We start from the raw sequence: 13,818 nt of genomic DNA, 5'->3' as shown, positions 1-13,818 counted from the left end.
GGATCGCCCGATGAAGAAGACCATAGGCATCATCGGCGCGCGCGGCCATACCGGCGCGGAACTGATCCGCCTGATCGCCGCGCACCCGGGCCTCGATCTCGCGTTCGTGTCGTCGCGCGAACTCGACGGCCAGCGCGTCGCCGATCACGTGAACGGCTACGCGGGCGAGTTGCGCTACGTCAATCTCGACCCGGCCGCGACCGGCGCGCAGACCGTCGACGCCATCGTGCTCGCGCTGCCGAACGGCAAGGCCGCGCCGTACGTCGAGGCGATCGCGCCGCAGACCGTCGTCGTCGATCTGTCGGCCGACTACCGCTTCGACAAGACGTGGTACTACGGCCTGCCGGAACTGACGCGCGGCAAGTACGCCGGAGAAAAGCGCATCGCGAACCCGGGCTGCTACGCGACCGCGATGCAGCTGGCGATCGCGCCGCTCGTCGATGCGCTCGCCGCGCCGCCGTCGTGCTTCGGCGTGTCGGGCTATTCGGGCGCCGGCACGACGCCGTCCGACCGCAACGATCCGGAAAAGCTGCGCGACAACCTCATGCCGTATTCGCTCGTCGGCCACGTGCACGAACGCGAGGTGAGCGAGCAACTCGGCGTGCCCGTCGAATTCATGCCGCACGTCGCGCCGCACTTTCGCGGCATCACGCTGACGGCAAACCTGTGGCTGCGCGACGCGACGACGCCCGACGCGATCAAGGCGCGCTATCGCGAGCGCTACGCGAACGAACCGCTCGTCGCGATCGTCGACGAGGCGCCGTGGGTCAGCCGCATCGCGAACCGCCATCACGTCGAGATCGGCGGCTTCGCGCTAGCGCCGGGCGGCAAGCGCGTCGTCGTCGTCGCGACGATCGACAACCTGCTCAAGGGCGCCGCGACGCAGGCGATGCAGAACCTCAACCTCGCGCTCGGCTTCGCCGAGACGACGGCGATACCGACCGGAGCCGGCGCATGAGCGACCTGTTGTGGCAAAAGAAGGGCGTCGAGATCGATCCGCGCATCATGCGGTTTCTCGCCGGCAGCGACGTCGTGCTCGACCGCGAACTGTTCCTGCACGACATCGTCGCGAGCCGCGCGCACGTCGAAGGGCTCGCGCGCATCGGTCTCGTCAGCGACGCCGAAAGCGCGAATCTTTCGCGCGAACTCGACGCGCTCGCCGCCGATTTCAAATCCGGCGCGTTCGTGCTCGACGAGCGTTTCGAAGACGGTCACTCGGCGATCGAAGCGCGCCTGACCGAACGGCTCGGCGACGCCGGCCGCAAGGTGCACACCGGCCGCAGCCGCAACGATCAGGTGCTCGTGGCGTCGCGGCTGTGGCTCAAGGCACAGCTCGAAGCGCTGATCGACGCGTGCCGCGCGAGCGCGCGCGTCTGCCTCGATCGCGCCCACGCCGACGCGCTGCCGATGCCGGGCTATACGCATCTGCAGCGCGCTGTGGTGTCGTCGACCGCGATGTGGTTCGCCGGCTTCGCCGAAAGCTTCATCGACGATACGCGCCGCGCGCAGGACACGCTCGCGCTGATCGACGCCAATCCGCTCGGCACCGCGGCCGGCTACGGCGTGAACCTGCCGCTCGACCGCGACTACACGACGCAGCGGCTCGGCTTCGCCCGTCTGCAGATCTCGCCGATCTACGCGCAGCTGTCGCGCGGCAAGTTCGAGCTCGCCGCGCTCGAGGCGCTGGCCGGCGCGGTGCTCGACCTGCGCCGCCTCGCGTGGGACCTGAGCCTGTTCACGACCGCCGAATACGGCTTCGTGAGCCTGCCGGCGGCGTATACCACCGGTTCGTCGATCATGCCGAACAAGCGCAATCCCGACGTGGTGGAACTCATGCGCGCGAGCTATGCCGCGGTCGCCGCCGCGCGGTGCGAAGTGGAACAGTTGCTTTCGCTGCCTTCGGGCTATCAGCGCGACCTGCAGTTCAGCAAGGGTTCGATCGTGCACGGCTTCGGCATCGGCCTGTCGGCACTCGAACTGCTGCCCGGCCTGCTCGCAAGCCTCAAGTGGAACGCCGACGCGATGCGCGGCGCGATCGAATCGTCGATGTACGCGACCGACGTCGCGATCGAGCAGGCCGCCGCCGGCGTGCCGTTCCGCGACGCGTACCGCGCCGCGGCCGAAACCGCGGCCGACGCGGGGCAGGGGCGCACGCCCGAAGCGAGCCTCGCCGCGCGCGTATCGCCCGGCGGCGCGGCCGATCTGCGCCTGGCCGAACTCGAAGCACGCTGGACGGGATTGAACAAAGCCGCGCTCGGACGCGACGCATGAACGTGCCGCGCCACGCCGAGCAGGCCCTGCCGCGCTGGCGTCGCGCGGTGCTCAAGGTCGGCAGCAGCCTGCTCGCGGCGAACGGCGGCGGGCTGTCGACGCGCTACGCGCTCGGCCTCGCCGAATTCATCGCGGCGAGCCATCGCGCGGGACGCGAGATCGTGCTCGTCTCGTCCGGCGCGGTCGCGGCCGGACGCGCGCTCGTGCGCGCGCAGCCGGAAGCGGCGCACGGTCTCGCCGCGCGCCAAGCCCTCGCGGCGCTGGGCCAGACAACGGTCGTCGCGCTGTGGCAGCGCTTCTTCGACCGGCCGGTCGCGCAGGTGCTCCTGACGCACGACGACCTGCGCAACCGCCGCCGCTATCTCAACGCGCGCGCGACGCTGCGCGAACTGCTCGCGCTCGGCGCGCTGCCCGTGGTCAACGAGAACGACACGGTCGCGGTCGACGAGTTGAAGCTCGGCGACAACGACAATCTCGCGGCGATCGTCGCGGCGCTCGTCGATGCCGATTTGCTGCTGATCGCGAGCGACATCGACGGCCTGTATTCGGCGAATCCGCGCACGCACGCCGACGCCGCGCCGATCGACGACGTCGCGGCGATCACGCCGGCGATCCTCGCGATGGCCGGCGGCGCGGGCAGCGGCGTCGGCACCGGCGGCATGCACACGAAACTCGAGGCGGCGACGAAGGCCGCGGCCGCGGGCGTCGAAACGGTGCTGTTCAACGGCACCGACGCCGACGGCCTGCGCCTGCTCGCCGCCGACCGCCTGCGCGGCACGCGCTTTCGCGCCGAAGGCACGCGCCTGCACGCGCGCAAGTACTGGCTCAGGCACGCGCCGTCCGCGGGCGGGCGCATCCGCGTCGACGCGGGTTGCGCGCGCGCGCTGGCCGGCGGCGGCGCCTCGCTGCTGCCCGGCGGCATCGTCGGCATCGACGGCGATTTCGCGCGCGGCGACATGGTGGAAATAGAAACGTTGCGCGACGAGACGTGGACGCGCGTCGCGCGCGGCATCAGCCAGTACGCGGCGAGCGAAGTGCGCCGCATCGCCGGCCGCAAGTCGCACGAGATCGAAGCGGCGCTCGGCTACAGCTACGGCGAAACCGTCGTGCATCGCGACGATCTCGTCTGTCTCGCGCCGCAAGGAACCGCCGCATGACGATGAAGGAACTCGCGCTCGCCTGCCGCGACGCGGCGCAGACGCTCGCCGAACTCGATACGTCCGCGCGCGCCGCGCTCCTGCACGCGATGGCCGACGCGCTCGAACGCGACGCCGCGGCGATACTCGCGGCGAACGCGCGCGACGTCGATGCCGCGACCGCGAAGGGAACCGCGCCGGCAATGCTCGACCGGTTGCGCCTCGACGCGTCGCGCGTCGCGGCGATGGTCGCCGGCGTGCGGCACGTCGCCGGATTGCCCGATCCGGTCGGGCAGGTTACGCGCCGCGACACGCGCGCCGACGGATTGTCGATCGAACGCGTGCGCGTGCCGCTCGGCGTCGTCGCGATGATCTACGAAGCGCGGCCGAACGTCACCGCCGACGCCGCCGCGCTGTGCCTGAAGGCCGGCAACGGCGTGATCCTGCGCGGCGGTTCCGAAGCGGTGCATTCGAACCGCGCGATCGCCGACGCGCTGCGCAGCGCGCTCGTCGCGCAGGGCGTGCCCGCCGCGGCCGTCACCGTGCCCGACGACCTGCGTCGCGAGGCGATGATCGAGCTTTTGCAACTCGTGGACATTGTCGATCTGGCGATCCCGCGCGGCGGCGAAGGCCTGATCCGTTTCGTCGCCGAGCACGCGCGCGTGCCGGTGATCAAGCACTACAAAGGCGTGTGCCATCTGTTCGTCGACGCCTCGGCCGACGTCGCGCAGGCCGTCGCGCTCGTCGTCGACGGCAAGACGACGCGCCCGGCCGTCTGCAACGCGCTGGAAACACTGCTCGTGCATGCTGACGCAGCGGGCGATTTCCTGCCGCGCGCGGTCGACGCATTGCGCGCACGTGGCGTCGAGATCCGCGCGTGCGAGCGCAGCCGCTCGCTCGTCGAAGGTCTCGCTGTCGCGACCGACGACGACTACGCGGCCGAGTTTCTCGATCTCGTGCTCGCGGTGCGCATCGTCGACGATCTCGACGATGCGATCGCGCACATCCGGCGCTACGGCTCGGACCACACCGAAGTGATCGCGACGCGCGACGACGCGAGCGCCGCGCGCTTCGTGCGCGCGCTGCGTTCGGCGGTCGTCATGGTCAACGCATCGTCGCGCTTCAGCGACGGCGGCGAACTCGGTCTCGGCGCCGAGATCGGCATCTCGACGACACGGCTGCACGCCTACGGCCCGATGGGCGCCGAGTCGCTGACGATCGAACGCTACGTCGTGCGCGGCGACGGGCACGTGCGCCACAAGACGTAGCGATCGCCGCCGACCGGCCCGCCGTCTATGCCATCAGTTGGGTGAATATTTCGCGCCTCGCACGCAACCGTTGCAGGCGCCGGCACATCCAAGAGAGCACCGACGCACGCGCAACCTGCGGGCGCCGGTCCGCCCCCCTGGAGTCAATGTCATGTCGTCCAATCCGAACGCCTTGTCTTTCCCGCGTCGGCAGCTCGATCTGCGGACGCGCCTCATCGTTGCCGGCGTCACCGCGCTGGCGTTCTCGCTGCCGAGTCTCGGCCACTCCGCCACGCTCAACCGCCATGCGATCGTGCTCGCCGACAGCGACGCGACCGCCGCCGAAATCGGCACCGGCTACGCCGCGCGCGGTTTCACGATCGACCGCGCCGCGTCGGCCAAGGCCGATGTCGTCGGCCGCGCCGAAGACGTTGCCGCCGCCGCGCGCGAACTGATCGCGAGCGGCGTGGACTCGGCCGATATCACGATCGTCGCCGCCGGCGACGCGACGAGCACCGCGGTGCTCGCCTCGGCCTTGCTCGGCCGCCTCGACGTCAACTACGTGCTCGTCGGCGGTTGCGATCCGACGCTCGCGAACAACTACCGCTTCCGTCCGAGCGGCCGCATGCTGTCGCTGATCGAACCGGGCTCGAACCGCTCGTGCCGGTCGCAGTGGACGAACGCGCCGCGCGTGTCGCAGCGCCGCGAACTCGCCATTGCCGATTCCGCGAGCGTTTGGAAACACGCCGACGCGTTCAACGCGATGGTGCAATGGTCGGAAGGCGAATACCTCGAGGCGCAGACGAAGCTCGTCGCGACGACCGCCCGCTGAGAGTCGTACGTGGCGGGGAATCCGCCGGGCCGGCGAGGGGGCCGGCCCGGCGGGCGCTTTACGGCAACGCGTCGTAGCTCAGGAGATCGAGCTGCGGCGGCGCGCCGTGGAGATTGCTTTCGCGCGCGACGAACGAATAGCGGCGGCCTTCGACGAGCGGCCCGGCCGGCATCAGGGCGCTCGTGCGCGGATCGAGGTACAGCATCGCGTCGCCGCCGCCTTCTTCGCGCACGAGCAGCGCGGGGCCGACGCGCTCGGCGTGTTTCTCGTTCACGAAATGGCGTTTGTCGTTCTTGTCCGGCGCGAGATTCGCGACGCTGCCGGAAAAGCGCACGAGCTTGCGCCAGGTCGCGCTCCTGTTCGGATCGTACGACGCGCCGGACGCCTGGCGTTCGTCGAACTCGCGCGCGTTGACGGCGATCATGTCGGCCAGATTCTGGTAGCGGATACGCCATTCCCAGTGCTTGCCGCTGCCGGCGATGCTCGTCGCCACGCCGAGAAAATTTTCGGTCCAGCCGGCGCAGGCGCGCTTCTTCTCGCAGACGCTCCAGCCGTATTCGATCGAGCGCTGCAGACTCTTGACCTGATTCTCGACGAGGTACGCGTTTTCGAGCATGAGCCCCGGGCCGAGCGCGATCGCGGCGGCGCGTTGCACCGGCGCGATCACGACGACCGCGCCGTTGCCGACGTCGAGCTTGCCGACGCGCAGCTGCCGCATCATCGCGTGCGCGTAGTCCTGCGCGGACAGGCCGTGCAGGTCGCGCACGAGTAGCGTGACGACCTCGATGCCCGGCTCCTGCGCGAACGCGAACATCGTCTGTTCGACGCGCGCGCGTTCGGCGCGGTCGAAATAGCCGAACTCGTCGTAGACGAACTGGCCGAACTTCGACGGCGTCGAACCGGGCGCCGGTACGACGTCGGGACCGGCCGCCGGCGTCGCCGCGGTCAGCGGCGTCGCGGGCGTGGTTGCCGGCAACGACGGTGCGGGCGTTGCGACCGGCGACATCGGTGGCGGCGACGTCTGTGCGACGGCGTCGCCTTGCGTGCAATCGGTGCGTCCGGCTTGCCGGCACGCCTGCGTCCAGCCTTCCGCGATCGCGGCGAGGCGCTTGCCGCGGCCCGGATGCGTCGCGCCGTCGGGGCCGTCGGCGACGAGCGATGTCATCGCCTGCTGCGCGTCGGCGAGCGAGGCGCCCATCTTGTGCAGCACGAAGCCCGAGAACTTGTCCGCTTCGAGTTCCGTCGGCGGCTGGCTGCCGCCCGGCATGATCGTGTGGCCCGACAGGTGATGGCCGATTTCGTGCGCCATGATGCTGACCGGCGCCCACGCGTTGCCGCCCGTCGCGCGGCGCACGACGGCGATGAAGTCGTCGTTGAACGCGATGACGCGGCGCGGCAGCTTCGCCTCGTCGAGCACGACGAGCGCCGCGGCGTTCGGCACCTTCGCTTCGATCACGTCGAAGTTCTGCGGCAGTCCGGTGAACTGCATGATGCGCGCGACCATGTCGCGGCAGTCGGCCGGCGGCGTGCCGCCGCCGCGTGCCGGCACCTTCACCGGCGCGCCGTCGTACGAGCACGCCTGCAGGTTCGCCGCGATTTCGTCGACGACGCTCGCGGGCGCCGCTTGCGCCGTCGCGACGCGCGCGGGCTCGTTCGCCGCCGCGACCGGCACCGCGCCGTCGGACGGCGTCCCGCATGCGACGAGGGCGGCGCAGGCGGCGAGCGGAAGCAACTTGGTCAAAAGGGAAGTGTTCACAAGATTTCCTTGATGGATGGCGTCACGCCGCGCGCGCGGCGACGAGTTCGGCCAGCACGCGCGCATAGGCGCGCACGAGCGTCCACTTGCAGGCGAGGAAGACGGCGACGGCGAGCGCGAGGCGCCAGCCGTCGCGCCGCAGATCGACGAGAAAGAACTGCTTGAACGCGATCGCCACGACGAGACAGCCGACGACGTCGAGCGCCCACGCCGACCACGCCTTGTGCGCGGCGAGGAACGCCGGCGCGCGATACGCGAGCATCGGCAGCTTCGTCAGCACGCTCGCGGCGATCACGACGGTCTGGCAGTACGCCGCGAGCACGAGGTGTTCTGTCGCGTTGTAGCCGCGCCGGCCGAATGCCGCGAACGACGCGGCGAGCACCGCGACGATGCCGAGCGAGAACGACAGGTTCGACCAGCCGCGCACGAGCGCCATCGCGCGGCCGACCGACGCGTTCGACGCGTCGAGATAATTCGCGCGCGCGAGCACGACGAGCAGCACGCCGATCGCGAACGCGAGCAGCTTGGCCGGATGCGGATGCGCGGTGCGCTTGCCGAGCACGTAGTCTCTCGCGACGGTACCGGGCCGCAGCACGAGGTTCGCCGCGGCCTTGACGAGCTTGAGCTCGAACAGCCGCCACGCGTTCCACGCCTCGCGCCCGGCCGCGCGCACGCCGAGCCGGCGCGCGCGCTCCTGGCCGCACGCGCCGCAGAACGGCGTCGCGAGCGCGGCGCCGCAGTTGCGGCAGACCGGCGCGTCGTAGTGCGCCGCGTCGATCGCGGCCGGCGCGTTCATCAGTGCGCGCCGAGGTCGGTCAGCACGAAGTCGTCGAACATGCCGCTCGTGCCGGCGAGCTTTTCGCCGATCACGACGAGGCCGCTCGCGCCGCCGGCGAACTCGGCGTCGCGCGCGCCGATCGAGCCGCCGCCTTTCGCGGTCAGTCGCAGCGCGTCGCCGCTGCATTCGGCCGTCAGGCGCGTGTCGACCGCGCCGGGCATGACGGTCGGCACGCGCCCCTGCGCGAGCACGGTCGCTTCGCCGTCCTTCACCTTGGCGATGACGACGCCCGCGTCGCCGCGCGCGAGAAACGCGTAGAAGTTCTTCGCGTCGCGATAGCGGCACGCGACGCCGGCGGCGCCCCGGCCGATGCCGGCGTACAGGAACAGGTCGGTCTCGATGCGCACGTTGCCGCCGGCGGACTGCTTCGGCGCCGCGATGAAGCCGAACGTGTGGTCGTGCACCGGCGTGAGCTGGTAGCGGCCGGTGTCGGTGTAGACGGCGAAGCCGAGGTCGGAATCGCGCGTGGCCTGCATATTCGGCCAGCCGCTGGTCTTGCGCGAGAAGTCGTCGGAAAACACCGGCGCGGCGAGGGCCGGCACGGCGGCGAGGGCGAACAGGGCCGCGGCGAGGCGGCGAAATGCGGTTTGCATGGAAGGCTCCTGCGACGGCCCATGCCGTCGTCGGAGCGCTACTACGCAGAAGCGCGGGATTTCCTCCGGAACGTCTCTACGGCGCGATCGTCTCCACCGGATCGGCGAAGATGCGGTCGATCGCGACCGGATCCCAGTACGTGCCGCTCATGACCATCAGCGACAGCAGCGCGACGCTGTCTTCGTAGTAACCTTCCTGGCGCGTGCGCACGCTGTCGTAGACCGCGTTGAGCCACGTCTGCTGCGACGGCGTCACCATCGCCGCGACGCCGAACGGCGCGGCGAAGAAGCTCGTGAAGTAGTCGGTCGCGATCGGCGTGCCGTCGAGCAGGTAGCCGGGCCGGATGTTCGTTGCGACGCCGCCCGTGCTGCCCTGCAGCCACTGCGACATGCGCCGCACCTGTCGCGCGGTCGCCGCGTCGGCGTGCAGCAGCGCGTAGGTGCCCAGGCGCCATGGCACGCGCCCCGCGTTGTAGTTGTAGTGGCCGTCGTGCGGGCCTTCGAGAAAACCCGCGGGCGCGGGTTTGACGTTCGGCGACCCCGCCGATTCGCGCAACGTGAAGTCGGGCACGAGGCCGGTGGTCGTCGCGTACGTCGTCTGCAGGTGTTCGGTCGCCTGCGTCGTCGCCGCGATCGCGAGCTTCCAGATCGCGGCGCCGCTCGCGGCTGAAAAGTTCAAGAAGTGCGCCGGCATGAAGTCGGACGTGCGCGGCGTGTACTGGTTGTACTGCGCGCCGCCCGGCACGACCCAGTCGCCGAGCAGCGGCAGTGCCGTCGTCTGCCCCATGACCGAGGCGGCTTGTCCCGCGATCACGTCGAGCGCCTTGGCGCGGTAGTCGATCGCGCCGCCGCTCCACTGGCTCGCGGCGATGAGAAAGCCCAGCGCGATGTCGTTGTCGCCGTCGAACGCGCTCGAGTTGCCGTCCTGCGACTGACCTGCCGCGTTGACGTTCCAGCTCATCAGACGGCCGTCGCCGGCGCTGCGGTGCGCGTCGTAGTAGCGCGCGAGACCGTCGAAGATCGTGCGCGCGTCGGCGTCGTGTCCGGCCATCAGCGCGACGACGACCATGCCGTAGCCCTGGCCTTCCGAGACGGTGTTGTCGTTGCCGTCGGTGTCGCACACGACGCGCCACAGCGTATTGCCGCCGACCGTGCCGGCCGTGCGCAGGTACGCCGTCTTCCAGCGGCCGTACGCGTCGCGCACGTCCTGGTCGCGCTGCGACTGCGTGCGATGGTTCGGCACGATGCTGCCGGCCGCGTAGCGCACGTGCTGCGGGAACGGATGGTTCTGCGCCGACGCCGCCGTCGCGACGAGCGCGGCGACGGCGGCGAGAGAGCGGACAAAGGTGGACATTGCGGCCTCCGACGATGCGGGGCCGAGCATGCCGCGCATGCGGCATGCGTTCCGTGTCACGGGTCGCGCATCACGAGCAGGCGAATCTCGGTCATGTCCTCGAGCGCGTAGCGGATGCCTTCGCGGCCGAGACCAGAATCCTTGACGCCGCCGTAAGGCATGTTGTCGACGCGGAAGCTCGGCACGTCGCCGACGACGACGCCGCCGACCTCGAGTTCGTCCCACGCGCGCATCGCCTTGCGCACGTCGTAGGTGAACACGCCGGCCTGCAGTCCGAACGTCGAGTCGTTGACGGCGCGCACCGCCTCGTCGAAATCGCGGTACGGCTGCAGCAGCGCGACCGGACCGAACGCCTCCTGGCACGATACGTTCTGGGTTGCATCGACGTTTTCGAGCACGGTGGCTTCGAGCATCGCGCCGGTGCGCCTGCCGCCGCACAGGAGCTTGGCGCCCGACCTGACCGCTTCCTGGATCCAGCCGTCGAGGCGCGAGGCTTCCTTCTCGTCGATCATCGGGCCGATGAACGTCTTCTCGTCGCGCGGATCGCCGGCGACGAGCGACGACACCTTCGCGACGAAGCGCTCGCGCAGTTCGGCGTAGAGATCTTCGTGCACGAGGATGCGCTGCACGCTGATGCAGCTTTGTCCCGATTGGTAGAATGCACCGAAAACGAGGCGTTCGACGACGTAGTCGAGGCGGTCGCGCTGATCGGCGTCGACGATGCACGCGGCGTTGCCGCCGAGTTCGAGTACCACCTTCTTCTTGCCGGCTTTGGCTTTCAGATCCCAGCCGACGCCCGGCGAACCGGTGAACGAGAGCAGTTTGAAGCGCTCGTCGACGGTGAAAAGATCGGCGCCGTCGCGATGCGCGGGCAGGATCGAGAACGCGCCGACCGGCAGATCGGTTTCGGCCAGCACTTCGCCGATGATCAGCGCGCCGATCGGCGTGCGGCTGGCCGGTTTCAGCACGAACGGACAGCCGGCGGCGATCGCCGGGGCAACCTTGTGCGCGGCGAGGTTCAGCGGAAAGTTGAACGGCGAAATGAACGAACACGGGCCGATCGGCACGCGCTTGGTGAAGCCGCGATAGCCTTTCGCGCGCGCGGAGATTTCGAGGTTCACCACTTCGCCGTCGATGCGTACGGCTTCTTCGGCGGCGACCTTGAACGTGTCGATCAGGCGCGTGACTTCGCCGCGCGCGTCCTTGATCGGCTTGCCGGCTTCGATGCACAGCGCGAGCGCGAGCTCGTCGTAGCGTTCGCGAAACCGCGCGACGCAGTGTTCGAGCACGGCCTGGCGCTGGTACGGCGCGAAGCGGCGCAGCGGTTCCTGTGCCTCGACGGCCGCGGCGATCGCGGCGTCGATCGCCTTCGCATCGGCGAGCGCTACGCGCGTGGCGACCTTGCCGGTGTACTTGTCGGTGACCTCGAGCGCGGTGTTCGCGGCGACGGGGCGGTTGGCGAGGTAGTAGGGGTATGTTTGCCGCAATGTCATTTGAGTCTCTCCATCGCGAATTATTTGCTAGAAGCGTCGCAGTTCTCGCTCAAGGCCATCCAATGAAATGTAGAGGTTCAACGACAGTTGCAGGTCGCGAATGTTTGAATAGCATCGATGCCAATCTATACCTTTTGATGTTCTGTCGATGAATTTGCCCAGTGAATCAACTTCAATGCCGAGTTCGTAGCGTGCGCCGCCTTGACTCTCGGCTCTCGATTTGTCTTCCGATGACGTTTTCGGTCGATGCCGATGCACTTCGAGAGTGTGTGCGGCTTCCTTACTAAACGAGTAGAAAGGTGCTCGGATCGAGGAATAAGGTCCGTCTATCCACTTGGTTGCACCCGTCATGCAATCGTGGTTAGGGTTGCTGTTTGAGGCCGCTTCGAGTCGCAACTGTTTGAGCCGAACATCTTTTTCATCAAACTCTCGGAGCAGTGACTCGAACTCGTCGGCGAGTAGCAAAAAAGCTTCGACGTGCGAATCTCTCAGTAATCCAGTTTTCTTTCCATCTTGTTTGTCGAAAAGATCTTTACGCAGGCGTGCGAGCTGGTCTCGATACGTTTTCATGGTCTCTACAACGCGGCGGAGAGTTCGCGAATCTCGCGGTTGAGCACGCGGTCGTTGTCGGAATAGTCGATCGGCACGTCGATCAGGTGCACGCCCGGCGTGTCGAGCGCATGGCGGAACAGCCGGGCGAACTCGGCGCACGACGCCGGGCGATGGCCGTGCGCGCCGTAGCTCTTCGCGTACTCGACGAAATCGGGATTGCCCATGTCCATGCCGAAGTTCGGAAATTCCATATGTGCCTGTTTCCACTTGATCATGCCGTAGGCGTCGTCGCGCAGCAGCAGCACGACGAGGTCGAGGCCCAGGCGCACGGCGGTTTCGATCTCCTGCGAATTCATCATGAAGCCGCCGTCGCCGGCGACCGCGACGACCTTGCGCTGCGGATGCACGATCTTCGCGGCGATCGCCGACGGCAGGCCCGCGCCCATCGTCGCGAGCGCGTTGTCGAGCAGGATCGTATTGGGCTCGCGCGACCGGTAGTAGCGCGCGAACCACAGTTTGTACATGCCGTTGTCGAGGCACAGCATGCCGTCGGCGGGCATCGCCTCGCGCACCTCGGCGACGAGGCGCACCGGGTGGATCGGAAAGCGCTCGTCGTCGGCGCCGACCGCCAGATGCGCCAGGAGATGACCGCGCACCTTGTCGAACCACGAAAAATCCCAGTGGCTCTGCGCCGACACGGTCTGCTTCAGCTGCCAGATCGAATTGGCGATGTCGCCGATCACTTCGATCTGCGGGAAGTAGACGGTGTCGACCTCGGCGCCGGAAAAGTTCACGTGGATGACCGTGCGCACGCCGCGGCGCATGAAGAACGGCGGCTTTTCGATCACGTCGTGGCCGCAGTTGATGATGCAGTCGGCTTCGCCGATCGCGCGGTGCACGAAGTCGCCGTCCGAGAGCGCCGCGTTGCCGAGCCACAGCGGATGGCATTCGTCGATGACGCCCTTGCCCATCTGCGTCGTGAAGAACGGAATGCCGGTCTGGTCGACGAACTCGCGCAGCATCTTCGCGCACGTCTTGCGATTCGCGCCGGCGCCGACCATCAGCAGCGGACGCTTGGCGCTGACGATCGCCTCGGCGGCGCGCTGCACGGCCTTGTCGTCGGCGATCGGACGGCGGTGATAGCTCGCCGGAATCACGATCGCGTCGGTGTCGTCGCGCGCGATGTCCTCGGGCAGTTCCAGGTGCGTGGCGCCCGGGCGCTCTTCCTCGGCGCGGCGGAACGCCTCGCGCACGCGCGCCGGGATGTTGTCGGCCGAGACGATCTGGCGCGTGTACTTGGTCAGCGGCTTCATCATGTCGACGACGTCGACAATCTGGAAATGTCCCTGTTTGGACGCCTTGACCGGCTTCTGCCCGGTCAGCATCAGCATCGGCATGCCGCCGAGCTGCGCGTAGGCGGCCGACGTGACGAAGTTCGTCGCGCCGGGACCGAGCGTCGACAGCGCGACGCCGGCGCGGCCGGTGAGGCGACCGTACGTCGCGGCCATGAAGCCGGCGGCCTGTTCGTGACGCGTCAGCACGAGGCGGATCGACGAATTGCGAAGCGATTCGAGCAGGTCGAGGTTTTCCTCGCCGGGAATGCCGAAGACGTATTGCACGCCTTCCGCTTCGAGTGCCTTGACGAACAGATCCGAGGCTTTCATGCGCTTCTCCGTGTCGAGGTTCGTCGATTCTGGGAGCGCGCGGTGCGAGTTTCAATGCGACATTCGGGGCTGGTGGCCTGTT

Annotated in this window: 12 protein-coding genes; 5 read left to right on the top strand and 7 right to left on the bottom strand. The window is 68.6% G+C overall.

Annotated features, from left to right (window positions below; translation table 11 throughout):
• Positions 1–10 precede the first annotated feature (10 nt).
• The 5 genes from argC (at position 11) to OD750_RS21530 (ending at position 5,486) form a co-directional block, all read left to right on the top strand.
• Complete coding sequence (argC, locus tag OD750_RS21550; RefSeq protein WP_263544160.1) at positions 11–958, top strand: N-acetyl-gamma-glutamyl-phosphate reductase; 948 nt, start codon at positions 11–13, stop codon at positions 956–958.
• On the top strand, positions 955–2,271 hold the full coding sequence (gene argH, locus OD750_RS21545) for an argininosuccinate lyase (RefSeq protein ID WP_263544159.1): 1,317 nt from the start codon (positions 955–957) through the stop codon (positions 2,269–2,271). Before argC ends, argH begins: the two co-directional genes overlap by 4 nt.
• The gene (gene proB, locus OD750_RS21540; RefSeq protein ID WP_263544158.1) at positions 2,268–3,428 is read left to right on the top strand and encodes a glutamate 5-kinase; all 1,161 of its coding nucleotides are present in this window, start codon (positions 2,268–2,270) and stop codon (positions 3,426–3,428) included. Before argH ends, proB begins: the two co-directional genes overlap by 4 nt.
• Positions 3,425–4,675, top strand: a complete 1,251-nt coding sequence (locus OD750_RS21535) for a glutamate-5-semialdehyde dehydrogenase (RefSeq protein ID WP_263544157.1) — start codon at positions 3,425–3,427, stop codon at positions 4,673–4,675. Before proB ends, OD750_RS21535 begins: the two co-directional genes overlap by 4 nt.
• 151 nt (positions 4,676–4,826) lie before the next feature.
• Positions 4,827–5,486: a hypothetical protein gene (locus OD750_RS21530; protein WP_263544156.1), complete on the top strand. Its 660-nt coding sequence runs from the start codon at positions 4,827–4,829 to the stop codon at positions 5,484–5,486.
• 58 nt (positions 5,487–5,544) lie between these two features.
• On the opposite strand, the gene OD750_RS21525 is transcribed toward OD750_RS21530, so the two are convergent.
• The 7 genes from OD750_RS21525 to OD750_RS21495 form a co-directional block, all read right to left on the bottom strand.
• Positions 5,545–7,242, bottom strand: a complete 1,698-nt coding sequence (locus OD750_RS21525) for a TPM domain-containing protein (protein WP_263544155.1) — start codon at positions 7,240–7,242, stop codon at positions 5,545–5,547.
• A 22-nt stretch (positions 7,243–7,264) separates the two neighbouring features.
• The gene (locus OD750_RS21520) at positions 7,265–8,038 is read right to left on the bottom strand and encodes a DUF3667 domain-containing protein (RefSeq protein WP_263544154.1); all 774 of its coding nucleotides are present in this window, start codon (positions 8,036–8,038) and stop codon (positions 7,265–7,267) included.
• Positions 8,038–8,673 carry a hypothetical protein gene (locus OD750_RS21515; protein ID WP_263544153.1) on the bottom strand — a complete coding sequence of 212 codons (636 nt, stop codon included), beginning with the start codon at positions 8,671–8,673 and terminating at the stop codon, positions 8,038–8,040. Before OD750_RS21515 ends, OD750_RS21520 begins: the two co-directional genes overlap by 1 nt.
• Positions 8,674–8,749: 76 nt before the next feature.
• Entirely contained in the window at positions 8,750–10,027 is a 1,278-nt protein-coding gene (locus OD750_RS21510; RefSeq protein WP_263544152.1) for a family 8 glycosyl hydrolase, read from the bottom strand.
• 56 nt (positions 10,028–10,083) lie between these two features.
• Complete coding sequence (locus OD750_RS21505) at positions 10,084–11,520, bottom strand: aldehyde dehydrogenase family protein (RefSeq protein ID WP_263544151.1); 1,437 nt, start codon at positions 11,518–11,520, stop codon at positions 10,084–10,086.
• Between the two features lie 27 nt (positions 11,521–11,547).
• Positions 11,548–12,090, bottom strand: a complete 543-nt coding sequence (locus OD750_RS21500; protein ID WP_263544150.1) for a hypothetical protein — start codon at positions 12,088–12,090, stop codon at positions 11,548–11,550.
• A 5-nt stretch (positions 12,091–12,095) separates the two neighbouring features.
• Entirely contained in the window at positions 12,096–13,736 is a 1,641-nt protein-coding gene (locus tag OD750_RS21495; RefSeq protein ID WP_263544149.1) for an acetolactate synthase large subunit, read from the bottom strand.
• Positions 13,737–13,818: the final 82 nt, after the last annotated feature.

Source organism: Tahibacter soli (assembly GCF_025717065.2).
Taxonomy (GTDB): domain Bacteria; phylum Pseudomonadota; class Gammaproteobacteria; order Xanthomonadales; family Rhodanobacteraceae; genus Tahibacter; species Tahibacter soli.
The sequence above is the reverse complement of the archived record's forward strand: the minus strand, read 5'-3'. Positions and strand labels throughout refer to the sequence as shown.

Bases quoted from the DNA above. Each gene is read 5' to 3' on its own strand.
- argC (WP_263544160.1), top strand. From the start codon at position 11: ATGAAGAAGACCATAGGCATCATCGGCGCGCGCGGCCATACCGGCGCG.
- argH (WP_263544159.1), top strand. From the start codon at position 955: ATGAGCGACCTGTTGTGGCAAAAGAAGGGCGTCGAGATCGATCCGCGC.
- proB (WP_263544158.1), top strand. From the start codon at position 2,268: ATGAACGTGCCGCGCCACGCCGAGCAGGCCCTGCCGCGCTGGCGTCGC.
- OD750_RS21535 (WP_263544157.1), top strand. From the start codon at position 3,425: ATGACGATGAAGGAACTCGCGCTCGCCTGCCGCGACGCGGCGCAGACG.
- OD750_RS21530 (WP_263544156.1), top strand. From the start codon at position 4,827: ATGTCGTCCAATCCGAACGCCTTGTCTTTCCCGCGTCGGCAGCTCGAT.
- OD750_RS21520 (WP_263544154.1), bottom strand. From the start codon at position 8,038: ATGAACGCGCCGGCCGCGATCGACGCGGCGCACTACGACGCGCCGGTC.
- OD750_RS21515 (WP_263544153.1), bottom strand. From the start codon at position 8,673: ATGCAAACCGCATTTCGCCGCCTCGCCGCGGCCCTGTTCGCCCTCGCC.
- OD750_RS21510 (WP_263544152.1), bottom strand. From the start codon at position 10,027: ATGTCCACCTTTGTCCGCTCTCTCGCCGCCGTCGCCGCGCTCGTCGCG.
- OD750_RS21505 (WP_263544151.1), bottom strand. From the start codon at position 11,520: ATGACATTGCGGCAAACATACCCCTACTACCTCGCCAACCGCCCCGTC.
- OD750_RS21500 (WP_263544150.1), bottom strand. From the start codon at position 12,090: ATGAAAACGTATCGAGACCAGCTCGCACGCCTGCGTAAAGATCTTTTC.
- OD750_RS21495 (WP_263544149.1), bottom strand. From the start codon at position 13,736: ATGAAAGCCTCGGATCTGTTCGTCAAGGCACTCGAAGCGGAAGGCGTG.